The 23541-nt window shown below is 66.7% G+C and carries 18 protein-coding genes; 8 read left to right on the forward strand and 10 right to left on the reverse strand.

Features of this window, described 5'->3' with window-relative positions; genetic code table 11:
- The first annotated feature begins 31 nt into the window (after positions 1–31).
- The gene (locus F1654_RS01240) at positions 32–1144 is read left to right on the forward strand and encodes a DUF2891 domain-containing protein (protein WP_150021691.1); all 1113 of its coding nucleotides are present in this window, start codon (positions 32–34) and stop codon (positions 1142–1144) included.
- A gap of 3 nt (positions 1145–1147) precedes the next feature.
- Here F1654_RS01240 and F1654_RS01245 read toward each other — a convergent pair whose 3' ends face one another.
- The 5 genes from F1654_RS01245 to F1654_RS01265 form a co-directional block, all read right to left on the reverse strand.
- Positions 1148–2230 (reverse strand): alpha/beta hydrolase, encoded by a 1083-nt coding sequence (locus F1654_RS01245; RefSeq protein ID WP_150021692.1) that lies wholly within the window; start codon positions 2228–2230, stop codon positions 1148–1150.
- 4 nt (positions 2231–2234) lie between these two features.
- Entirely contained in the window at positions 2235–2600 is a 366-nt protein-coding gene (locus F1654_RS01250) for a hypothetical protein (RefSeq protein WP_150021693.1), read from the reverse strand.
- A gap of 46 nt (positions 2601–2646) precedes the next feature.
- Positions 2647–3651: an MDR family NADP-dependent oxidoreductase gene (locus tag F1654_RS01255; protein WP_233205049.1), complete on the reverse strand. Its 1005-nt coding sequence runs from the start codon at positions 3649–3651 to the stop codon at positions 2647–2649.
- Between the two features lie 868 nt (positions 3652–4519).
- The gene (locus F1654_RS01260) at positions 4520–5311 is read right to left on the reverse strand and encodes a hypothetical protein (protein ID WP_150021694.1); all 792 of its coding nucleotides are present in this window, start codon (positions 5309–5311) and stop codon (positions 4520–4522) included.
- A 92-nt stretch (positions 5312–5403) separates the two neighbouring features.
- Positions 5404–6375, reverse strand: coding sequence for a hypothetical protein (locus F1654_RS01265; RefSeq protein ID WP_150021695.1), 972 nt, complete (start codon positions 6373–6375; stop codon positions 5404–5406).
- Positions 6376–6599: 224 nt separating this feature from the next.
- Between F1654_RS01265 and F1654_RS01270 the strand changes: the two genes are divergently transcribed.
- A complete protein-coding gene (locus F1654_RS01270) occupies positions 6600–8330 on the forward strand; it encodes an amidase (protein WP_150021696.1) in 1731 nt (576 codons plus the stop codon).
- A gap of 17 nt (positions 8331–8347) precedes the next feature.
- Complete coding sequence (locus F1654_RS01275; protein WP_233205050.1) at positions 8348–8980, forward strand: glutathione S-transferase family protein; 633 nt, start codon at positions 8348–8350, stop codon at positions 8978–8980.
- Positions 8981–8992: 12 nt separating this feature from the next.
- Here the strand turns inward: F1654_RS01275 and F1654_RS01280 are convergent, their stop codons facing one another.
- From F1654_RS01280 to F1654_RS01290, 3 genes are all read right to left on the reverse strand, one after another.
- Positions 8993–9733, reverse strand: a complete 741-nt coding sequence (locus F1654_RS01280) for a DsbA family protein (RefSeq protein ID WP_150021697.1) — start codon at positions 9731–9733, stop codon at positions 8993–8995.
- Positions 9734–9763: 30 nt separating this feature from the next.
- Positions 9764–11170: a M48 family metalloprotease gene (locus F1654_RS01285; RefSeq protein ID WP_150022513.1), complete on the reverse strand. Its 1407-nt coding sequence runs from the start codon at positions 11168–11170 to the stop codon at positions 9764–9766.
- Between the two features lie 116 nt (positions 11171–11286).
- Entirely contained in the window at positions 11287–13908 is a 2622-nt protein-coding gene (locus F1654_RS01290; RefSeq protein WP_150021698.1) for an Rne/Rng family ribonuclease, read from the reverse strand.
- Positions 13909–14421: 513 nt separating this feature from the next.
- Between F1654_RS01290 and F1654_RS01295 the strand changes: the two genes are divergently transcribed.
- From F1654_RS01295 to prfB, 3 genes are all read left to right on the forward strand, one after another.
- Positions 14422–15651, forward strand: a complete 1230-nt coding sequence (locus tag F1654_RS01295) for an N-acetylmuramoyl-L-alanine amidase (protein WP_150021699.1) — start codon at positions 14422–14424, stop codon at positions 15649–15651.
- Positions 15652–15754: 103 nt separating this feature from the next.
- Complete coding sequence (locus F1654_RS01300) at positions 15755–18274, forward strand: penicillin-binding protein 1A (protein ID WP_150021700.1); 2520 nt, start codon at positions 15755–15757, stop codon at positions 18272–18274.
- Between the two features lie 70 nt (positions 18275–18344).
- Positions 18345–19464, forward strand: a protein-coding gene (gene prfB / locus F1654_RS01305) for a peptide chain release factor 2 (protein WP_150021701.1) whose coding sequence is annotated in 2 segments (ribosomal slippage) — positions 18345–18413 and positions 18415–19464 — 1119 coding nt in all. Because the reading frame shifts where the segments join, the coding sequence is not laid out codon by codon here.
- A 106-nt stretch (positions 19465–19570) separates the two neighbouring features.
- Here prfB and F1654_RS01310 read toward each other — a convergent pair.
- Both F1654_RS01310 and F1654_RS01315 read right to left on the reverse strand, forming a co-directional pair.
- A complete protein-coding gene (locus tag F1654_RS01310) occupies positions 19571–20059 on the reverse strand; it encodes a bactofilin family protein (RefSeq protein WP_233205052.1) in 489 nt (162 codons plus the stop codon).
- Between the two features lie 61 nt (positions 20060–20120).
- Positions 20121–21362 carry a M23 family metallopeptidase gene (locus F1654_RS01315; protein WP_150021703.1) on the reverse strand — a complete coding sequence of 414 codons (1242 nt, stop codon included), beginning with the start codon at positions 21360–21362 and terminating at the stop codon, positions 20121–20123.
- A 755-nt stretch (positions 21363–22117) separates the two neighbouring features.
- Between F1654_RS01315 and F1654_RS01320 the strand changes: the two genes are divergently transcribed.
- Together F1654_RS01320 and F1654_RS01325 are read left to right on the forward strand one after the other, a co-directional pair.
- Complete coding sequence (locus F1654_RS01320; RefSeq protein WP_150021704.1) at positions 22118–22693, forward strand: hypothetical protein; 576 nt, start codon at positions 22118–22120, stop codon at positions 22691–22693.
- Positions 22690–23538 carry an HAD family hydrolase gene (locus F1654_RS01325; RefSeq protein WP_150021705.1) on the forward strand — a complete coding sequence of 283 codons (849 nt, stop codon included), beginning with the start codon at positions 22690–22692 and terminating at the stop codon, positions 23536–23538. Before F1654_RS01320 ends, F1654_RS01325 begins: the two co-directional genes overlap by 4 nt.
- The last annotated feature ends 3 nt before the right edge of the window (positions 23539–23541 follow it).

A 23541-nucleotide genomic window follows, 5' to 3' on the forward strand; every position in this document is an offset into this window, starting at 1 on the left:
GTCGCGGATTGATGGAGCACGGAAGGGTCCGATGATGCTGGCGGGAATGATCATGGCCGGGGCGATGGTGCTCGGCGCAGCGGAAAACTCAAGCGGGACAGGAGAAGCGGGCATGCTGGACGCGCGCGCGGCAGAGCGGTTTGCAGCCCTGGCGCTGGGCTGCGTTCATCGCGAATACCCCAACAAGATCGCCCATGTGATGATCTCGGACGAAGACGCCCTGCCGCCGCGCGAACTGACGCCGATTTTCTATGGCTGTTTTGACTGGCACTCGGCGGTGCATGGCCACTGGCTGCTGGCGCGCCTGACCCGCCTGTTTCCCGATGCGCCGTTCGCTGAACAGGCCCGCGCCGCGCTGGCCCAAAGCTTCACGCACGAGAATATGGCAGGCGAGCTGGCTTACTTTGAAGGCGAGGGCCGGGCCTCGTTCGAGCGCCCTTATGGCCTGGCCTGGTATCTCCAGCTCACCGCCGAGCTGCGCGCCTGGGATGATCCGCAGGCGCAAGAGTGGGCGCAGGTGCTGGCGCCGCTGGAAGACGTGATCGAGGATCGCTTCCTGACCTGGCTGCCCAATCTGGTCTATCCGGTGCGCTCGGGCACTCATAACCAGACCGCTTTCGGCTTCGCCCTGACGCTGGACTGGGCGCGCGCGGCGGGGCGAGAGGCGCTGGCCGACACGCTTGCCGCCAAATCGCGCGCCTTTCATCTGGAAGACCGGGCCTGCCCGATTCATTACGAGCCTTCGGGGACCGATTTCCTGTCGCCCTGCCTGATGGCGGCCGATCTGATGCGCCGGGTGATCCCGGCCGAAGACTATCCCGGCTGGCTCGCCGCCTTCCTGCCCGGCATTCCCGAAGACGGGTCTGCGGACTGGCTGGCGCCGGGCGTGGTGCTGGACCCGTCCGACGGCCATCTGGTCCATCTCGACGGGGTCAATCTGTCACGCGCCTGGAACCTGCAGGGCATCGCCGCCAGCCTGCCTGCAGACGATCCGCGCATCGACTCCTTGCGGGCGGCGGAAGCGGTGCATACGCAGGAGGGCTTGGCCGCTGTGTCGGACGAGCATTACGAGGGCAGCCACTGGCTGGCCAGCTTTGCGGTCTATCTGGTCAGCGGCAAGGCGCGCGAGGCGGCGGCGCCCTGAGACTTACAATCCAGTGCGCGCCTGGATCGCGGCGGTGACGCGCGCGTGCAGGGCGTGCGGGTCCAGCCCGGCGTCCAGCGCGGCCTGATCGGCTGCGCTGGCGATCACCTCATTTCGCACATCCCGCCACAGCTTCAGCAGGAAGCCGCCATGATCATCCGGCGCCCAGTCAGGGCGCGCTTGCGGCGCGGCGAGGCCCGCCAGCAAGGCGGCGTCAGACGGGTCAGGCCGGTCCGCGCGCGCGCCGGGATGGGCGCTGAAGTGGCCGGCGATGGAGGCCAGCGCGCCCGCCCGGTCATCGCCCCAGCGTTCCACTTTCACCCCCGGCGCCAGCTTTCCCAGGCGGTCCAGATGCGCGCTCAGCGGATCGCGGCCCATCGCCCCGATCAGGGTGGGAACGCTGACCCGGTCCGGCCCGTCCTCGCCCTTCGCCTTGAAGGCGGCGCGATAGGGCGCGGGATAGTGCGCATGGGCGGTCAGCCAGTCGCGCAGCCGGCGCAGGCGCGTCTCCATGGGCGTGGGCGGCAGGGCCATGCGCGCGTCCAGCCGGGCGTGATGCCAGGGAAAGAACACCAGCTGTTCCTCCAGCCGCGCCCAGATGCGCGCCAGATGCGAGCCGTCCCAGACCGGCGGGTAGGTGACGCAATAGTCCGCCAGCAGCGCCGCACGCTCGTCCGGCGTCCACACCGCCAGGCCATCCAGCGCCAGCGCGCTGACGCGCTGCGGCGCCGCCAAGGCCGCCGCCATGGCCGTGCCCGCGCCGGTGTGAAAGCCGTAAAGCCCGGCGCGGCTCACGCCCATCACGTCCATGAAGGCCAGAAGCTGGCGCGCATAATCCTCACGGTCCGAGTCGGCGTGATCGAGCGGCGCAGACAAACCGTTGCCGGGCGTGTCGGGCGCGATGACGCAGGCGGTTTGCAACAAAAGCGCTGCGATCTCATGGACCGCACTGGCGCTTTCGGGCGAGCCGTGCAGGAGGATCACCACCGGCGCGCCCGGCGGTCCGGCGCGCCGGTAATGCACCGCGCGATCCATCACGCGCACCGCGCCGCGCCGGCCCCAGGCGTGTGCGGGCGCTCCGGTCACGCGATCAGCCGCGCCAGGCGCGCAGCGCCACGAAGGCCAGCGGCAGAAGCGCGATCAGGTCCATGATGGCGATGGTGCGAAGGCTCCCTGCCGGCATGCCCGCGCGCCAGTAGGTGAACAGGAAGCCGATCACGCTGATCGCCACGATCACGCTCATGGCCCGGCGCAAGGAGGGATCCAAAAGGGCCATCAGGCAGGCGGCGATGACGGCGGCGAACAGCGCGCCGCGATGGACCAGCAGCACGCCGGCCTCGCCATCGGCGGGCACGCTGTAAAGCCGTTGGGTCAAAGAGGGCATGGCGAGCACCAGCGCCGGGGGCACATGCACCAGAGCCAGCAATCCCCAGCTCAGCTTGGTCAGCGCTTCCATGCCCGGTCTCCCGCCCCGTATCCGATGAGGTGATGCTACACCTGCGCTAGAGCTTCACAAGCGCCTTGCCAAGATTGCGCCCCGTCATCAGGCGCTCGAAGGCTTCGGGCGCGGCGGCGAGGCCGTCGGCTGCATCCTCGGCGATGACCAGCGCGCCGGTCTCTACCAGCGGGCGGCACTTGGCGAGGAAGGCGTCCCAACGGTCATAGAAATCATACACCACCAGCCCGTGCAGGCTGGCGCGCTTGCCGATGATCAGGCCGAAGGGCACGCCCGGCGCGGACTGGTCGTCGTGATAATGGGCGGCCAGGCCACACAGCACCGCCCGGCCATAGGGGTTCATATGGGTCAGGGCCAGGGTCAGGATCTCGCTGGACACATTCTCGAAATGCACGTCCAGCCCGCCGGAAAGCGCCCCGGCCAGTTCATCCTTCCACCCGTCCGTGCGGTAATCGATGCAGGCGTCAAAGCCGTATGTGTCGCGCACCAGCGCAGCCTTTTGCGGCCCGCCGGCAATGCCGATCACCCGTGCTGCTCCCTGCGCGCGGGCGATCTGGCCCGCCGCGCCGCCCACCGCGCCCGCTGCGGCGTCCACCAGCACGCAATCGCCCTTTCGCACCCGGGCCAGCTGCGTCATGCCCGCCCAGGCCGTCAGGCCCGGCATGCCCAGGCTGGAGAGAAACACCGACGGCGACAGCCCGCCCGGCTCGATCACCCTGACTTCAGCGTCCAGCGCCGGAGCCAACTCGCGCCAGCCCGCCTCCATCAGATGCACATAGGCGCCTTCGGCAATCGCACAGCGGCTTTCGATCACCACGCCCACGCCATGGCCCGGAATCGCTTGCGTCATCGGTTCAGGCGCCGCCTCGCCCATATGCCGCCCGCGCAGGCGCGCGCCCACATACGGGTCCATGGACACATGGCTGAGCCGGACTACCACGCCGCCCTCGGGGCATTGCGGCCGCGGCGCATCAATCAGGGCGAAGTCGCGCGCCTGCGGCACGCCCTGAACCGGCGCGCGCAACACGCCCTGCTGCATGGTGGATGTCATCCAGGCCCGCCTTTCACGATCACGCAAAGCTTTGTCCGGACCAATATCGGCCAAGCCCGCCCCCGCGCCAAGCCGGGTTTTCATGAGGAGGGATCGTCTGCCAGGGCAGGTGATATGACGCAGAGCTTCACCTGGCGTTTCCCCGTCGAAAGACGATGCCCAGCTGCAGCCGTGGCCCTGGATCCCGGCGTGCGCCGGGAAAACGCATGGGGGGATGAAGCGGGACACTCTGCCAGTGCTGGCGCGCTGCCTCTCCACCCCTCACCTTTATCCTCTCCCCTCAGGGAGGGGAGAGGGGGCTTTGGCGTTGAAACTCTTTCGGAAAAGCATGATCTCAAGCCCACAAGAAAGAGCACGGCGTAGATGCTCCTCTCCCCCATGACTATGGGGGAGAGGTAAGGTGAGGGGGCGAGCGAAGATCACTTGAACTCCAAGCCCCTCCACCTGGCGTTTCCCCGTCGAAAGACGGGGCCCAGCTGCAGCCGTGGCCCTGGGTCCCGGCGTGCGCCGGGAAAACGCATGGGGGGATGAAGCGGGACACTCTGCCGGTGCTGGCGCGCTGCCTCTCCACCCCTCACCTTTATCCTCTCCCCTCTGAAGAGGGGAGAGGGGGCTTTGACGTTGAAACTCTTTCGGAAAAGCATGATCTCAAGCCCACAAGAAAGAGCGCGGCGTGGATGCTCCTCTCCCCCATGACTATGGGGGAGAGGTAAGGTGAGGGGGAGAGCGAAGATCACTTGAACTCCAAGCCCCTCCACCGGGCGTTTCCCCGTCGGAAGACGGGGCTAGCTTGGCTGCGGCCCTGGGTCCCGGCCTGCGCCGGGAAAACGCAAGGTGAGCGGCAGGCGCAAATCCGCCCCGCCGGCCTTTAGAACTCCGTCCAGCGGTCGCGCACGCCCAGCTCGCGGAAGATCTCGCGCCAGTGGGCGCGGATGATGGCGCGTTCGCGGGCGTTCCAGCCGGGCTGGTCGACATAATAGACGTCCAGCTCCACGCCCCAGAGCACGTCGCCATACTGCTCACGGATGGCTTCGGCCACGTCAGAGGGCGGCGGCAGGCGGTTTTCCAGGTCCTGGCGGGTCCAGCCATAGACGGTGTAGAGCCGGGTGTTCTGGAACATGTCCGAGATCAGCACCACGCGCCGGCGCGGGGTGGTGCGGTCAAACTCCGGGCGGGTTCCCAGCTCGGCCAGCGATTCCAGCAGCGGGGTGATGGGGGAATCGATGAGATCGAACAGCCCCTCCAGCGCCTGGTCCAGCGGACGCTCGAACAGGGCGTCATAGCGCGCCTGCACGCGCTGGGGATTGCGGTAGAGCGGGTTGATCTGGTCGCCCCGGCCCGGATTGCACACCGAGAAGCGGTTGGTGTTGCGGATCTCGCCGCGATGATTGAGCTCGAACACCGACAGGCGCTCGCCGACCTCCAGCCCATTGCGCGCATCGATGATGGTCTGGCGGATCTGGCCGGCCTGGGCGGGGGTGTAGATCACCTCTGTGCGGTCGATCATGACCACCACATGGGGCGGTTGCTCGTCAGCCAGGCACAAGGTCTCGGAATCGTATTCGGCCGGCTGCAGCATCACCGCGGCGTAGCTGATGGCGCCCAGCACGCCGATCACCACCAGGATATTGAAAAAACCGATCAGGTCTTTTGATCGCATGGCGTGCTCCCCCGTGTGTGCGCTGCGCCAGGCCTCGCGGCGTCAGCATGCCGCGCCGGGGCGGCTTGCGCCACCCCGGACCGGGTCACTTTTTAGCTGCGCGCATAGGGCGGCGGCTCGGCGTCATACTCGGCTTCCTGCGCGGGGCCGGGCGAGGAGCGGCGCTGGGACATCTCGTCATAGCGCACCGCCGAGCGCTCGTAATCGCGCGCAAAAAACTCGTCCATGCGTTCTTTCAGGATTTCAGAACGCTCCAGCGTCAGCTCGTCGCGGTCATCCTTGCGGTACTGGCGCTTCATCAGCTCGGACAGATGGGCCGACGCGGCCACCACCCGGCGCTGCACCGCGCCATAACCGATCAGGGAGTCGTCAAACGTGGCGCCCTTGAACGCGGCGATGGCCGCAAACGTGATGCCCAGGATGAACAGGAGCAGCGCTTCAAGCGTCTCGAAGGGCTGGAAGGTCAGGGCGCGGGTCACCGGCGTCAGGATCTCGCCATTGGGGGCGAACTCCCCGTTGACGGTCATCATCGCCGCCTGCACCTCCAGCAGGTCGCGATAATGCGCCGCGGAGAAGTTCAGGAAGATGATGAAGGCCAGCGCCAGCGGCACGCCCACAACGGCGGCCCAGAAGGAGAAGGGCCGGCTGACCGGGTTCTGCAACAGCCTCAGGCCCAGAAAGCCCACCAGGAAGAAGGCCGCGATAACGTTGGTGAAGGCCACGGTGATGGCCTGGATCCAGCCGCCCAGCAGGCCCAGGTCCGAGCCTTTGGAGAAGAAATAGGCGTTGGCCAGACCCTCGAACAGGACCAGCGCGGCCAGGATCGAGAAGTGCATGATATGGCTGTCGGGATAGGAGGCCGCGCGCTGCACCTTGTGGCGCGCGCGGAAGTCGGTATAGGCCGAAAACGCGGCGGCGGCGTTCTTCCAGGCCGCATCCAGACGGTTGTCGACGCCGGGCTTCTGCTCGATGGCTTCGCCCTCTTCGCCCTGCGCGCCGGTCAGAGTGCGGCGCAGGCGGTAATCGCTCTTCATCGCCTGCCTGCTTTCAATCGCGTCACGCATGATCAGCCCCTTTCATAAAACTTGAGTCGACAGCCCTGACTATTAACCAAACAGCCGATTGGTCCGGAACAAGGGCGATTTGGAGGACATTTGGGCCAAGTTCGCCACAATTGATCTCCTGGCCTTCAACCCTTGACGCGCCGGGCGGCGCAGCCGTTCATGAACCTTAACGCGGGCGCGGCTGAACCTGATCTGAACGCGCCTTCAGCTTTGGGGAGACCGTCATGACCACATCGCCGGACCAGCCGCGCGCCACACGCCGCGGCGTGCTCGCCCTGATGGCCGGCGCAGGCGGCGCGCTGGCCGCCTGTTCGCCGCCTCAAGCCCGGCCCGAAGGGCTCACCGCTAACACGCTGTCCTGCGCCGAGACGCTGGCGGGCGTGCGCTACAGCCCGGCCCAGCGCCAGCAAATGCTGTCCGGGATTGAAGCCTGGCAGGCGCGGGCCGAGCGTCTGCGCGCCCTGGACAAGCCCAATGCGCTGCATCCGGGCCTGGTGTTCAACCCCGTTTTGCCCGGGCGCACGATGCGCGTGCAGGACAACGCCGTCACCGGCCTCTCCGCCGATCCCGGCCCGCTGCCGTCCGATCCGGTGGACATCGCCTATGCGCCGGCCTGGAAGCTGGGCGCGTGGATGGCGCGCGGCGCGCTTTCAAGCGCGGAGCTGACAGAGCTTTATCTCGCCCGCATCGAGGCCCATGGCGCTGCGCTGGAATGCTTCATCCATGTCAGCGCGGACCGCGCCCGCGCCGAAGCCGCCGCCCGGGACGCCGAGCGCGCAGCGGGACAGGTGCGCGGGCCGCTCCATGGCGTGCCCTATGCGCTGAAGGATATTATCGACGTTCAGGGCCTGCCCGCCACCTGGGGCGCGACCGTCTATTCGGAGCGCATGGGCGAGGAGACCGCCATTGTCGCGCGGCGCCTGGAAGAGGCGGGCGCGGTGTTGCTGGGCAAGGCCAGCACCGGCGCCATCGCTTACGGCGACATCTGGTTTGACGGGGTGACGCGCAATCCGTTCAACCCGGCCGAAGGCAGTTCGGGCTCGTCGGCCGGACCGGCGGCGGCGGTGGCGGCGGGGCTGTGCGGTTTCGCCATCGGCACCGAGACGCTGGGCTCCATCGTCTCGCCCTCCCACCGCTGCGGCAATACCGGGCTGCGGCCCACATTCGGGCGGGTGGCGCGCACCGGCGCCATGGCGCTGTGCTGGTCGCTGGACAAGATCGGCCCCATGGTGCGCTCAAGCCCCGACGCCGCCCTGGTGCTGGCCGCCATCAATGGCGCGGACGTCACTGACCCCGCCAGCCGCGATCACGGGTTCGAGGCTGATTTCGCCCGCGATCTGAGCGGGCTTCGCCTGGGCTATAATGCCGACTGGTTCGAAAACGGCGCCGATCCGGACCGCGCCGCGCTGGAGGCGGCGCGCAGCCTGGGCGTGGAGCTGGTTGCGTTCGAGGTGGATGAGCGGCCCTGGGACGCGCTGCTGATGCAGCTGGAAGCCGAGGCGGCCGCCGCGTTCGAGCATCTCACGCTGGAAGGTCTCGACGAGCGCCTGCGCTGGCAGGACGACGTAGCCTGGCCCAATACCTGGCGGCGCACGCGCTTCCTCTCGGCGGTGGATCTGGTCAATGCCGACCGGCTGCGCCGTCAGGCCATGGAGATGATGGACGCGCGCATGGAGGGGCTGGACGCGGTGATCGGGCCGAATTTCGCCGGCTCAATGCTGCTGATCACCAATTATACCGGCCATCCCCAGCTGGCTTTCCGCTCCGGTTTCATCGAAGCGCCCACCCGCACGATTTTCGGCGAGCCCGCCGATGAGAGCGGCGATGTACACCGCGTGCCCTACGCCACCAGCCTGTGGGCGCCGCTCTATGAGGAGGGCGTCATGCTGGCGCTGGGCGCGGCGATTGAAGCGCGCCTGGGTGTGGCCGATGAACGCCCGCCGGCGTTTTCCTGAACAGTGAGAGCTTTGCCATGATGACCTTCTATGACTGCGCCACCGCGCCTTCGCCGCGCCGCGCGCGCATGGTGATCGCCGAAAAGCGCGTGGACGTGGCCCGCGTGGAGATCGATCTGCGCAATGGCGAGCATTTCTCGCCGGAGTTTCAGGCCATCAATCCGCGCTGCACCGTGCCGGTGCTGGTGACTGAGGAAGGCGAGGCGCTGTGCGACAATGCGGCCATCGTGCGCTATCTCGAAGCGCTCTATCCCGACCCGCCCTTGCTGGGCCGCTCGCCGCTGGAACAGGCGCGCACGGCCGAATGGGTATGGCGGGTGGAGAGCGAGGGGCTGATGGCGATCATGGAGGTGCTGCGCAATTCCTCCAAAGCCCTGAAAGACCGCGCCCTGCCGGGTCCCGATCCCGTGCCCCAGATCCCCGAGCTGGCCGAGCGCGGCCGGGCGCGGGGCCAGCGCTTTTTCTCGGTGATGGATGAGCGCCTGCGCCAGACGCCCTGGCTGGCCGGCGACGCCTTCAGCTTCGCCGATATTTCAGCTTTGGTGTTCGTCGACTTCGCAGGCTGGGTGAAGATGGAGCCTGAACCCGGTCTCGACGCGCTCAAAGCCTGGCGCGAGGCCTGCCGGGCCAGGCCCAGCGGGCAGGTGTGAGGCGCTGAAGCGCTATTGCGCCGCGTCCAGAGCCTCTTGCACGGCCGCGGTCAGGGCGGGCGGGGCGTAGCCGGGGATGATGGTGCCGTCCTCGAACAGGAACATGGGCGTGCCGCGCAAGGACAGCTGGTTGGCCAGTTCGAAGGCGCGGTCGAGATGGCCGTCCACCGCCTCGCTCTCCATGCCCGCCAGCATGTCCGCCACATCCACGCCGGCCTCCTGCGCAATATCGCTGAGCTCTTCCGGGGTCATCTCGCCGCGATGGGCCATCAGCGCCTCATGGAAGCCCTGATAGCGCTCGCGCTGGCCTTCCCAGACCGACAGGGCGGCCATGGCGGTCATGTCCGAGCCCGAACCGCGCAAGGGCAGGGTCTTGTGCACAAAGCGCACCTGGCCGGGATGCAGGGCCAGCATCATGTCCTTCCATTCCTGCGCGCGCTTGCAGAAGCCGCAGGCATAGTCGGTGAACTCCACCACCGTCACCGGCGCGTCCGCCGCGCCCAGAAAGGGATCGCGCGCGTCACCGAACAGCGCATCGGTCAGGGACGGCAGGGCGGCCTCGCGCGCCTCGGTCTCGCGGGCCTCGGCGCGGCGCTGCAGGCTGACCAGCGCTTCCTCGATGATTTCAGGATTGGCCAGAATGTATTCGCGCACCACCGTTTCGATCTCGGCGCGCTCGGCCTCTGGATCAGCGGCTTCGCCACAGGCGGATACGGTCAGGGCGAGCGCGGCGGCTCCCAGAAAGCGGATCATGGATACTCCAGTGCTTGGGGCAGGGCGGTGTCAGGGGCGCTGTCCGCCCCGGCCGAAATTGGGACGTTGATGCTCGCGCCGGTTCCATTCACGGATCTCGCGCGCGCTCGGTTCGGTGGCGTAGAGCAGCTCGGCTGAGCGCACCCAGGCTTCGGTGCCGCGCTCCAGCCGGTCATGGGCGCGCCGGGCGAACAGGTGAGCGTGCATGGAATCGCCGACGGCGAAATAGCGCTCGGCGGTGGCCAGCTCGGCGTGGGCGATCTGGCCCAGCTCGGTATGGGCCAGCGATTTCTGGAACCAGCCGAAGGGATTGTTCGGCTCGGACACCAGCGCCTGGCTGAGCAGGCGCACCGCTTCATTGACCTCGTCCTGGCCGCCCTGGGCGATCAGCGCCGTGGCCAGGCCGATCTGCAGGAGCGGCTGGCCGGGCGCCAGCTCAAGCGAGCGGCGATAGGGCTCCAGCGAGCGCTCGATATGCCCGCTTTCAAACAGCATCTGGCCGTGCAGTTCGTGGAAATAGGGATTGTCCGGCTCGTCGGCGATCAGGGTCAGCACCACCTCCTCGGCGCGGCTCATCAGGCCCTGCTTGTAGAAGGCCACGGCGCGGGCATAGCGCGCCGGGATGGAGGTGTCGCTTTCGGGATAGCGCTCGAAGGTCTGGGCGGGCGGGACCATGAAGCCGATGATCTTGGCCTGGATGCGCTCGAGCGTCTCGATGTCTTCCGGGCTGTCCTCCACATCGGCGTAAGGCGAGGCCTCCACATTGCGCTGCAGGGCTCTGACGCGGTCGGACGAGAGCGGGTGGGAGCGCATGTATTGCCAGCGGCGCTGGAAGGAGAGGCGCTCCTGATAGGCCAGGCGCTCGAACGTGCTGACCAGGCCGCGCCCGGACTGGCCGGTGGCGGTCAGAAAGCGCACGGCGGCCTGGTCGGCGGCCGCTTCCTGGGCGCGGGTATAGGTCATGAAGTCCAGCGTGGCGAACTGGGGCGAAGAGGCGATGATGGCCGCGCCCGCATCGCCCGCGCCGGCCAGGGCGGCGATAATGCCCACCCCGATGGCGGCGGCCATGGTGGCCATGGCGCTGCGCTCGGCCTGTTGCATGCGCACCAGATGGGCGCCCTCGATATGGCCGATCTCGTGGGCGATCACGCCCTTGATCTCGTTTGGATTATGGGCCTGAACGATGAGGCCGGTATGCAGGAAGATCTTCTGGCCGCGCGTGACGAACGCGTTGAACTCCATGTCCCCGATCAGATACATGTCCACCGAGTTCACGTTCAGCCCGGCGGCCTCGATCATCGGATCGGACCAGGCGCGCATCACCTCTTCGATTTCCGCATCGCGCACCAGGCCTTGGGACAGGGCGGGCGCGCACGTCAGGCCCGCGCTGGCGGCCGCAGCGGCCAGCCACGCAGTGGTGCGGCGGATGAACGGCATAATGGGCAAGGCCAAATCTCCTTCCCCCGTCAGCTGACCCCTCAGCGTTCTTGCGTGCAATGTAGACGGATATGAGGCGGCGCGACTAGTCCCCGGCGCGCCGCCTCACAGGCGTTTTACTTCAGGCCCAGTATCTTGCTGGAGCGCTGCCACCAACCCGTCCGGCGCGGCTCGTCCGCCGCCGGCTCCGCTTTTTCAGGCGCAGGGCTGGCCGGTTCGGATGTTTCAGGTGCATCAGAGCTGGCCGTTTCGGCGGCGGGCTTGGCCTTGGGCCTGGCGCGGGTGCGGCGCGGCTTGCTGGCCGTTTCGTCCCCGGCCTCCGGCTTGGCCTCAGTACCGGCCTCCGGCTCTGGCTTGGCCTTGGCTTTCGCTTTCGCCCTGGGCTTGGCGGGGGTCTCGGCCTTGTCCGCCTTGTCCGCCGCGGCGCTCTTGGCCCGCGTGCGGCGCTTGGGCTTGGCGGGCGCCGCTTCGGCTTCTGCCGCGGGCGCATCCGCCCCGGCCTCAGGCGCGGCGTCAGCCTTTACATCGCTCTGAGCGCTTTCAGCGGCCTCAGCCGGCGCGGCCTTGCGGCGGCGGCGGCGGGTTTTCGGCGCCGGCGCCTCATCGGCAAGGCTCTCAATCTCAGCCTCGGCAGCGTCTGCAGGCGCAGCGGCGCTGTCAGCGGCGGCGCCGGTTTCCGGCGCATCGCCAGATCCTCTGCGCCGGCGCCGGGCCGGGCGTTCGCGCCGGGGCGGCGCTTCGCCGGAATCAAACGCATCACCGCCCGTGGGCTCGACGACGTTCAGCACGCCGCTGTCCTCACCGTCCTGGCCCGGAGCGTTGTCCGCATCCTGGGTCGCATCCGGGCCGTCCGCGCCGTCGCGCCGGCGGCGGTTGCGGCCGCCCCGGCGTCCGCGGCGGCGGCGCTTGCGCCCGCCTTCGTCATCGCCTTCAGCCTCGGCGCGCTCAGCAGGTTCGGCGCGCCGGGGCTTGGCGGCCGGCGCCTCTTCAACGTCCTGGTCCTGGCGGGACTCGGCGGCTTCATCGGCGGCGGCGGCGGCCTCTGCAGCGGCGTCCAGCGCGGCTTCGGCGGCTTCATCAATCTGGCTGGCGGCGGCGGGCCGGACGGCCGGGCGCGCGCCTTCACGGGCCGCTTCCAGACGCTCCAGCGTGCAGGCCGGGCGGTTGAGCCCATCGTCGGCCTTCACCGTCACGCGCAAGGCGTAGCGCTGCTCGATGGCGTTGAGATGATCGCGCTTTTCGTTGAGCAGGTAGAGCGCCACCTCGGTGGGGCAGTTGATGCGCACATGGGCCGAACGCCCGCGCACACCCTCTTCCTCCAGCGTGCGCAGGGCCACCAGCGCGCTCGATTCGATGGAGCGGATATAGCCCGTGCCCTCGCAATGCGGGCACACGCCGGTGGAGCCTTCCACCAGCGAGGTGCGCCGGCGCTGGCGCGACAGCTCCATCAGGCCGAACTGGGAGATGCGCCCGACCTGCAGCCGGGCCCGGTCGCGCTTGAGCGCGTCCTTCATCTTCTTCTCCACCGCACGGACATTCTTGCTTTCGTCCATGTCGATGAAGTCGATCACCACCAGGCCGGCCAGGTCGCGCAGGCGCATCTGGCGGGCGGCCTCCTCGGCGGCTTCCAGATTGGTGCGCGTGGCGGTCTGCTCGATGCCGCGCTCCTTGGTGGACTTGCCCGAGTTCACGTCGATGGCCACCAGCGCCTCGGTGGGGTTGATGACGATATAGCCGCCCGATTTGAGCTGGGCGGTGGGCGAGTGGATGGCCTCCAGCTGGCTTTCCACCTGGTGGCGCAGGAAGAGCGGGGCGTCGTCCTTGTAGTGCTGGACCTTCTTGGCGTGGCTGGGCATCAGCATGCGCATGAAGGCCTTGGCCTCCTTGTAGGCCTCCTCGCCCTCCACCAGCACCTCGTCGATATCCTTGTCATAGAGATCGCGGATGGTGCGCTTGACCAGATTGCCTTCCTCATAGATCAGCGAGGGCGCCATGGATTTCAGCGTGGTCTCGCGGATGTTTTCCCACAGCCGGATCAGATATTCGTAATCGCGCTTGATCTCGGTCTTGGTGCGCGAGGCGCCCGCGGTGCGGATGATCAGGCCCATGCCGCCGGGCACGGACAATTCCGACACCGCCGATTTCAGGCGCTTGCGGTCCGGCGCATTGGTGATCTTGCGCGAAATGCCGCCGCCGCGCGCGGTGTTGGGCATCAGCACGCAATAGCGTCCGGCCAGGCTCAGATAGGTGGTCAGCGCCGCGCCCTTGTTGCCGCGCTCTTCCTTGGCCACCTGGACCAGCAGCACCTGGCGGCGCTTGATGACTTCCTGGATCTTGTATTTGCGCATGAAATTGCGCCGGCGCCGGGACGCCTCGTCGATCAGGTCGTCTTCGTCCTGGACCGGATCGGCATCCTCATCGCCGCCGGCGTCCTCGCCCATGGAGGCGGTCAGCTCGGCTTCCTGGGCGCGCAGCGCCTCACGGTCGGCGTGGGGGATCTGGTAATAGTCCGGATGAATTTCGTTGAAGGCGAGGAAGCCGTGCTTGTTGCCGCCATATTCGACAAAGGCGGCCTGGAGCGAAGGCTCCACACGGGTCACCTTGGCGAGGTAGATATTGCCCCTGATGGGCTTTCTGGCGGCGGACTCGTAGTCGAATTCCTCAACGCGGTTGTTTTCCACGACCACGACCCGGGTTTCCTCCGGGTGGGCCGCATCGATCAGCATCTTGCGGGACATTCACAAAGTCTCCAGGCCGCGCGCAAGCGTTCGCGGCCCGGCGGGGACCGGGCGGCGTCGTGCGGCGGCGTTCGTTGGAGCGCGCGGCGGAGCGATGGTCTGATGATGTCAAGACGCTCGCGTACGCAGCGCGCATGGGGTTGGTCCTCCGGACGGCGCCGACTGCTCCCGTGCAGGGATGCGGGCGGGCGCGCCCGTATTCTGGTGTTTCCGGCGCCGGCGCGCCCGGCTCTCCGGGGTCGCGCGTCGTCCTGAACGTGTTTCACTGGCGCCCGCCTTCAAAGGGTGAAGGAGGCGTTTCGCCGGGGGTGGTGCGGGTCGCACGCGAGTCACCTGTCCCGGCGCTGCGCACATTGCACCATTCCCGGGGCGATGAAAAGCAAGCTTGTGCGTGCTAGGAAAGCGTCAACAGTCCGCTAACCGAATCGAAACGCTGGCGCGCTAGGGTGGGCTCAACTGACGTCCGCTTGACAAAGCGGCGCAAAACGAGGGACGGCGAGGGTGGATCAGGCCATGCGGACAATCGCAGCCATGTTCCTGGCGTTGACGGCGGCGCTGGCGGGGCTTGCCGGCGCGCAGGCGTCGGACATCACCGCCGTGCGCTTTGGCGAGCATGAGGGCCATACCCGCATCGTCATCGAGACCCGCACGCCCGTGCAGTCGCGCGCTCACACCCTGTCAGAGCCGGCCCCGCGGCTGGTGGTGTCGTTTGAGGACGCCTCATGGTCGGTGGACGGCCTGGACGGCGGCGCCGGCTTTGGCGCAGGCCTGGTGGGCGTGTTCCGGTTTGACGCCGCGGCCAGCCATCCGCGCCTGGTGTTCACCCTGACCGGCCCGGCCAGCATCCGCCAGCAGATGAGCCTGGACCCGGCGGGCGGCGGCTATCGCACCGTGATCGACGTGGAGCCGGTCAGCGCGGCGGCCTTCGCCAGCGTCTCCGGCTTTCCCCAGGCGCCGGCCACCCTGACCGAGCTGGTGGTGCGTGATGCGGGCATTGATTTCACCCCGGCGGGGTGCGAGCGCATCAGGGTGGTGATCGATCCCGGTCATGGCGGGCGCGACCCGGGCGCGCTGGCGCGCTTTGGCGGCATGCACGAGGCGGGCATCGCCCTGGCCGCGGGCCTGCAGCTGCGCGACATCCTCAATGAAACCGGGCGCTATGAGGTCATCATGACCCGCGACCGCGATGTCTATGTCTCGCTGGAGGACCGGGTGCGCATCGCCCGCCAGGCGCGCGCGGACCTGTTCATCTCGCTGCACGCAGATTCAGCGGGCGGCAATGCCGGCCCCAGCGGCGCGACCATCTATTCCATGAATGCGCGCGCCGAGAACCGGGCGCGCAGCCGCGCCATCAATGAGGGCAACTGGGTGGATGTGAACCGCACCGAGGAGGTCTCGCGCATCCTGGTGGAGATGGCGATCAGCAATAAGCGCAGCCAGTCCGAGCTGTTCGCCGAGGCGCTGCGCACCGAGGTGGGCCGCACGGCGAATTTGTGGCGCTCCACGCCCATGGAAGCCAATTACGCCGTGCTCACCGACGCCGAGATCCCCGCCGTGCTGTTCGAGATGGGCTTCATGACCAATCGCGAGGATTCGCGCCGTCTCAATGATGTGCGCGAGCGCCGGCGCCTGATGCAGGCGGCGGCGGCGGCGATTGACAGCCATTTCTCCGGCTGCCGCGCGCCCGGGCGCACCTATTGGGCTTCGGGCGGATCGCCCGCGTCCGGCGCCAGCGCCCGCTGACCGCGCGATAGAGTTGGCTTCTGCGCAGTGCGCGCCATAATGGCGCCCGCATCGAGGGGCAGAAGGCAGGCGCGGCATATTGAGCCGGGCGCATGAGGATCAGATGAAGCTGTTGAGCTGGAAGAACGCGCTGCGCACCGTCGTCTGGGGCGGCGCTCTGGCTGCGGTGCTGGCTGTGGCGGGCGCGATTGCGGCGGCGGTCTATGTGGTGCGCGTCACCGGGGATTTGCCCGATTATCAGCAGCTGGCGCAGTATGAACCGGCCATTATGAGCCGGGTGCATGCCGGCGACGGGCTTCTGATCGCCGAATATGCGCGCGAGCACCGCGTCTTCGTGCCCATCGAGAACATCCCCCCGGATGTGATCAACGCCTTCCTGGCCGCCGAGGACCGCAATTTCTACCAGCATGGCGGGCTGGATTTCACCGGCATTGCGCGCGCCGCGATCTCCAATATTTCCAATTATATGCGCGGGCGCCGGCTGGAAGGCGCCTCGACCATCACCCAGCAGGTGGCCAAGAACTTCCTTCTGTCCTCCGAGCAGGCGGTGGCGCGCAAGGTGCAGGAAATGGTGCTGGCCCGGCGCATGGAGCGCGCCTTCACCAAGGACCGCATACTGGAGCTCTATCTCAACGAGATTTATCTGGGCAACCGGGCCTATGGCGTGGCGGCGGCGGCGCTGAACTATTTCGACAAATCGCTCGACGAGCTGGAGCTGCACGAGATCGCCTATCTGGCCGCCCTGCCCAAGGGGCCGAACAATTACCATCCCGTGCGCCGCCCGGAAGCGGCGGTGGGCCGGCGCAACTGGGTGCTCTCGCGCATGGCCGCCAATGATTTCATCACCGAGGCGCGCGCCGCCGAGGCCGGCGTCCTGCCGCTGGAGGCCACCACGCGTCTGGCGGGCGAGACCTATCTGGCGGCGGAGTATTTCGTCGAGCAGGTGCGCCGCGAGGTGTTCAACCGCTATGGCGATCAAGAGCTGTATGAAGGCGGGCTGTCGATCCGCACCACGCTGGACACCCGGCTGCAGCTGGCCGCCCGCCGCGCGCTCAGGGACGGCCTGCACGCCTATGACCGGCGCCACGGCTATCGCGGCCCGCTGGAGCGGTTTGAGGATTTCGACGACTGGCCCGCCCGGCTGGCCGCCATCCGCCCGCCCGCCGATATCGATTCAGGCTGGCAAATCGCGCTGGTGCTGGAGGTGAGCGATTCAGAGGCGGTGATCGGCTTTTCCGACCGCACCCGCGGGCGCATCCCGCTCTACGCCCTGCGCTGGGCGCGCAGCCCGTCGCGTGACCGCGAGAGCAATATGCCGCGCCTGGGCCCGGCCATATCGCGCGCCGGCGCGGTGCTGGAACTGGGCGATGTGGTGCTGGTGGAGCAACTGACCGCCGAGGATGCGCCCAATGAGAGCGTGGCCGAGGACCATTTCGGCCTGCGCCAGATCCCCGAGGTCAATGGCGCCATCGTGGCCATGGACCCGTTCACAGGCCGGGTGCTGGCCATGGTGGGCGGGTATTCCTTCGCCCAGAGCCAGTTCAACCGCGCCGTCCAGGCGCGCCGCCAGCCCGGCTCGTCCTTCAAGCCCTTCGTCTACGCCGCGGCGCTGGACAATGGCTACACCCCGGTTTCCATCATTCTGGACGCGCCGTTCGTGGCGTCCGGGGACGCCGAGATCCGCTTCTACCGCCCGACCAATTATTCCAACGTGTACTACGGTCCCTCCACCTTGCGCCGGGGCCTGGAGCTGTCGCGCAACGTGATGACGGTGCGCCTGGCCCAGGACATGGGCATGCGCCCGGTCAGCGAGTACGGGCGCCGGTTCGGCCTCTACGACAATCTCCAGCCCACGCTGGCCATGTCGCTGGGGGCGGGCGAGACCACCTTGATGAATCTGACCGGCGCCTATGGCGCGCTGGTCAATGGCGGGCGGCGCGTGCCGCCCACCCTGATCGACCGGGTGCAGGACCGTCAGGGCCGCACCATCTGGCTGTCTGACCAGCGTGAGTGCGAGGGGTGCAATGCGCCTCAATGGGCGCCCGATATGGCCGAGCCGGACCTGGCCGCTATGGGCGAGGAAGCGGTGGATCCTGTCACCGCCTATCAGGTCGTGCACATGCTTGAAGGCGCGGTGGCGCGCGGCACGGGCTCGGCCCTGCGCGCGCTGGGCCGTCCGCTGGCGGGCAAGACCGGCACCACCAACGAATTCCGCGACGCCTGGTTCGTGGGCTTCAGCCCGGACCTGGTGGTGGGCGTCTATGTCGGCTTTGACACGCCCGCTCCGCTGGGTCAGGGCGAGGCGGGCGGCGTGCTGGCCGCGCCCATTGCACGCGATTTCCTGCGCCCGGCCCTGGAGGGCTATCCGGTGGCCGCTTTCCGCGTGCCCAATGAGGTGTCGCTGGCGCCGGTGGACCGCGAGACCGGCGCGCCGTCGGTTCTGGGCCGTCCCGGAGCCATTCTGGAAGCCTTCCGCCCCGGCACCGAGCCGCGCCGCGGCGCCACGGCGGCCGAAGAGACGCTGAGCTTCGGCTTCGGCGCCATCAGCCGCCCGCCGGGCGGGCTGCGCACGTCCAGCGAGGATGACGAGGACGAAGACGATGAGCTGGGCGGCTTGTATTGAGCCGGGCGTCCCGCTATCGAGCCTGACACGTTCTTGAAGCCCTTCAAATCCTGACACGGGGGATGATCCCATGCGCGCTGAAATCGCCGAGCTGAAGCTGGCTGTCGAGCAATCGGCCCTCCTGTTACGGAGGCGTCTTTGACTGGGATACCGCCCGTAAACGCCTGGACGAGCTGAACGCGCGCGCCGAGGATCCCGATCTCTGGAACAATCCCGATCAGGCCCAGTCGCTGATGCGCGAGCGCAACCGGCTGGATGCGGCCATCCGTGAGGTGTCCGAGATCGAAGCCGAGCTGGCCGACACCGTCGAGCTGGCCGAAATGGCCGAGGCCGAGGGTGATGACGCCCTCTATGACGAGGCGGCCGTGGCCCTGCGCGCGGTCAAGGCGCGCGCGGGCAAGGCCGAGCTGCAGGCGCTTTTGTCCGGCGAGGCCGACGCCAATGACAGCTATGTGGAAATCCATCCCGGCGCGGGCGGCACCGAGGCCCAGGACTGGGCCGAGATGCTGGCGCGCATGTATACGCGCTGGGCGGAGAAGGCCGGCTACAAGGTCGAGGTGGTCGAGGCCCAGGCCGGCGAGGAGGCGGGGCTGAAATCGGTGACCTTGCTGGTCAAGGGCGAGAACGCCTATGGCTGGCTGAAGACCGAGGCGGGCGTGCACCGCCTGGTGCGCATCTCGCCCTATGACAGCTCGGGCCGGCGCCATACCAGCTTCGCCAGCGTGTGGGCCTATCCGCTGGTGGACGACACCATCGAGATCGAGATCCAGGAAAAGGACGTGCGCACCGACACCTATCGCGCGTCCGGCGCGGGCGGGCAGCACGTCAACAAGACCGATTCAGCGGTGCGCCTGACTCATATCCCGTCCGGCATCGTGGTGGCCTGCCAGTCCGAACGCTCCCAGCACAAGAACCGGTCCCAGGCCTGGACCATGCTGCGCGCGCGCCTGTACGAGCAGGAGCTGCAAAGGCGCGAGGCCGAAGCCCAGGCCCAGGCCGATTCCAAGACCGATATCGGCTGGGGCCACCAGATCCGCTCCTACGTCCTGCAGCCCTATCAGATGGTCAAGGATCTGCGCACCCAGGTGGAGACCTCCGACACCCAGGGCGTGCTGGACGGTGATCTGGATGATTTCATGGCGGCTGCGCTGGCGGCGCGCGTGGGGCTGGAGGAGGGCGCGGCCTCGTAAGGCGCGGGCCTTGCGCGTGCGCATTTGCGTTGCGGCCAAACAAAACGGGCGCGCCCATGGCGCGCCCGTTGGTGTTTTCAGCGTCCGCCCGGACGGTGCTGCGGCGTCAGGCCTTGGCCGGCTGGGCCGAGCCGGAGGGCGGCGGCGCGGACGGCGTGGCCGACGGCGGCTTGGGCGCAGACGGCTGCGGGCTCTGGGACGTGGAGGATTGCTGCGCAGCGGATGGCGGCGAAGACGGCGCCGCCGCACGATTGCCCGAGCCCTTGTCGGTGAGCGGATCGGTGGAGCGCCGGCACAGCCCGTCGAAATAGGCGCCGCTTTCAATAGCGAGCGTGGCGTGGATCACATCGCCCTCGACGCGGGCGGTGGAGGCCAGCTGCACCTGGCGGGCGCGCACCGAACCATTGATTCGCCCGCGCACCACCACGGTCTCGGCGACAACCTCGCCCTTCACGGTGGCTTCCTCGCCAATGGTCAGCGAACCGGCCTTGACGTCGCCCTCGACAGCGCCGTCGAGCTGCACTTCGCCTTCAGAGACGATGGAACCCTGAACGGTGAGATCCGCGCTCAGGATGGACGGGGCTCGGCTTTTCATGGACGACCTCTTGGACGGCGCCGGCGCCGGGGCGGCGGCTTCGGGTGCAGGGGAGTCTTTCTTAGTGAACATAGCGTCCCGCTCTGATGAAATCTTCAGGGTCCACATGCGCGCCGCGGAACCAAATCTCGTAGTGCAAATGCGTCGCTGTGGACCGGCCGGTCGATCCCATCCCCCCCAGGCGCTGGCCGGTCGTCACATCATCGCCGCGGCGCACGTCGATGGAATGGAGATGGGCGAATCGGGTCCGGAAACCGAAGCCATGATCCACCTCCACCGTGCGACCATAACCCGCCCGCCAGCCCGCGTAAACGACCCGTCCGGGCGCGGGCGACACAATTGGCGCCCCCCGGTAGGCGGCGAAGTCGGCGCCGGCATGGAAGGCCGGGCGGCGGGTGAAGGGATCGATGCGCGAGCCGTAAGGCGACGTGCGCCGGTGCGGGCCTTCAATGGGCAGGGCCAGCGGCGTGGCGGTGAGCAATTGCTCGACCTGTTCGGCCTCCACCAGGCGCGCGGCTATGCGGGCGATGCGCGCATTGAACGGATCGTCCATGTCCAGCCCGCCCGAGAAGATCGGCGCCTGGTCGATGGGAATGAAGGGTCCACCCGTGCCGCCCTCGGCGTCCAGCGGGCCGGCGCGCGCCGCCTCGTCCACCCGCATGCCGGTCAGGCGCAGGACCGCGCGCAGCTTCTCCAGCCGGTTCTCGGCGCTCTCCTCCACCAGCGCCAGCGCCGATTCCTGATCGGCCAGCAGCGCGGCCACGCGCTGTTGAGCCGGATCGGCGTTGGGATCCATGGCCGTGCGCGCCGGCTCCACCAGCGCCTGACGCGGCGAGGGGTCGTTTGTGGTGGCCGCCATCAATATGCGGCCCTCGTCCAGGCTGGGGCTGGCGCGCTCGCGGGTGATGGACAGGTCGTCGGCGAAATCCAGAAGGCGGCGCAGCGTATTGGTGCGCATCTGCAGCTCGCCCGCCGTGCGGTCAAAGGCGCTGGTGCGTGATTCCACATAGGCGATGGCGGCGGCCTCGGCGGCGCGGGCCTCGTCGAGCTGTTGCTGGTGGCGCTCGGCGATAATGCGCATTTCCTGCTCGGCGCGCCCCTCGGCGCGCGCGCTCAGCACCATATTGACCGATGTGATGGCCAGCCACACCGCCATCAGGCACACGCCCGCCACTGCAGCGAGCTGCATCTCGGTGGTGACGGCGAAATACCGCACCTGACCTTCTGTCCGGTGATAGATCTGCCGGTCGGGGAAGCGTTCCTTAATATGCTCCCACGGACCAGCCAGAAGACGTTTCACCATCCGCTCGCGTCGCCCCGCTTTGTTACTGGCGTCCCCTCACAGGCGCGCCACATCAAGCACAATTCTGTGACCGTTTTCAACACACGCCCTGCAAGCTGCGGGCCGGACGTTAAGATATTGTCGACTTTAACGCCAGCGGGACCGCTGACTCTGTCATGCGGCGGCAAGGATGGGGCCGGAGAGCTCGGCGCTAGCGCGCTGCGCCAGCGCGGCAAGCCCTTGCGCCATAAGGGGGCGCAAGGGGCAAGGCCTGCGAGGCGCGCGGGAGCCAGTCCGGGCCGTTACGGGTGGTGCGGTGTATGGTCGAGCCCGGCAAGGGCTCCCGCGCTGCGGGACGATTTTACGGTGGGTGACGGTGTTTCGCTGCCGGCTTTGACCGTGCGCGCTTGTCACGCAGGCGGCCCGCTCGCTTTCCCACTTCACCGCCTGTTTGCGGATGCCGGGGCGTTAATCCGGCCCCGCTCGGGACATCCCGCTTCCCGCCCGGCCAGGACGCTCCGGACCGACCTCGCGTGCGGGAAGACGGGCAGAATAAGGTCGCCAAGGGGGGAGGGGGATAGGGGCGGGGATAGGGGGATTTGACTGTTTTATCCCGTCAGATTCGCATTAGACTGTTTTCAAACGCCACATGTTCCTGTAACGTTCTGGGTGAAAGGGAAGAAACTAGCGGTCGATCAACAGATCGTTCCTGTGGGATCGACGCCGCATTGCGCGCACGAAATGGTTCTGCCGAACGCCACACAGAGCGATGCCCTATGCCCCAAGACTTCCGACCTGAAGATTTGCCTGCGCGCGTCGAAGCGTGGAAGCAGGTTATTCAAACGCAGATGCATTTTAATGATCTGTCTGTGCGCTCGCGCCAGCTTGGCTTGACGTTTGTGGTGGCGACCTTGGGCCTATCGGTAGTTATCGTCCTTCAATTCCCAGACGCGGGGCTGAATTCGATGGGGCGCTTTTGGCATGTCTCCGGTTTTTTGACGGCAGCATGCATACTTGCGATCATGGCTGTCAGAACGCTCGATCTTGGCGTTTATCACCGCATGCTGCGAGGTAGCGTAGCATTTCAACAAGCCGCAGACGCGAAAGGATTGTCGCAGGATCTCTTTGGCATGCCTGATGGGATGACCAAATATATCAGCGCGTATAGCCGCTCTGAAGGGGCCAGCTTCGATGATGCGGGCAAGGTAAGTATGGGGTCTGTGAGAACGGCGGCTAACAAAGTGTCCTTATTTTATTGGTCAACAAAAGGCTTCTTGCTGGCGGTTACCTTATTGATTTTCTTCTTGGTTGAGCCATCAACTGGCGCATCAGGCTCTGGCGCCGAAAAATGAAAAAGCCAATAATTGCACTTGATGTAGACAATACCCTTTTCAACTGGGTTGATACTATTGTGCCCGCCATCCGTGAAATGATTTTCGAGGCGAGCAATATAACCGGATTAAATTTTGATCATATTGTAAATTCTTTGCAAAAGGAAAATAGGAAAAGGCACTCTGTTGAGCATCCCTACACGTTGGCTGAAACCGATATAATGAAGGCATATTATCAGGGAGCTTCGTTTAAGCATATTAAAGATAATTTGATGCCTGCTTTTGAGGCGTTCAACGTTGTCCGTCAAAGTGGTTTGCGCCCTTATCCAGGTGTTGTCGAATTTTTATCCAAGGCCTGTAGCGAGTTCAGTCTCGTCGCATATACCGAATCCCATGTTCTGGGCACGTCATACAGGCTGCAAAAGCTTGATTTGGAAAAATATTTTTCAAAGGTTTACTGTGGAGATATTCATGCAGATGACGAAGAGAAGGCCCGGTTTGGCAGGGTGCTTTCTGGCCTTGATGGCGGCAAATACTCTCTTCTGGATTCAACGCTAAGAAAGCCATCGCCTCATGTGCTGGGAAGAATATCAAAAGACTCTGAATCTAAAATAATTGTGTATGTAGGCGATAGTCTATATAAAGATGTGTCCATGGCAAATTATTCCCAGGTCCGGTCCGCGTGGGCCAAATACGGGACGCATCATAAGCAAGAAAACTCGGATTTTCTGATCAGGATTTCGCATTGGGGACCTGCCGAGATTGAAGAATTCAAGGCGCAATCGCGCAGGCCGCCCCCCATTCCCGACCTGATCCTTGAGCACTCCTTATGCGAGTTGGAAGAGCTATTGCTCGACTACGCGTAAGCC

Origin of the sequence: Alkalicaulis satelles, from assembly GCF_008630495.1 — a bacterium.
Taxonomy (GTDB): domain Bacteria; phylum Pseudomonadota; class Alphaproteobacteria; order Caulobacterales; family Maricaulaceae; genus Oceanicaulis; species Oceanicaulis satelles.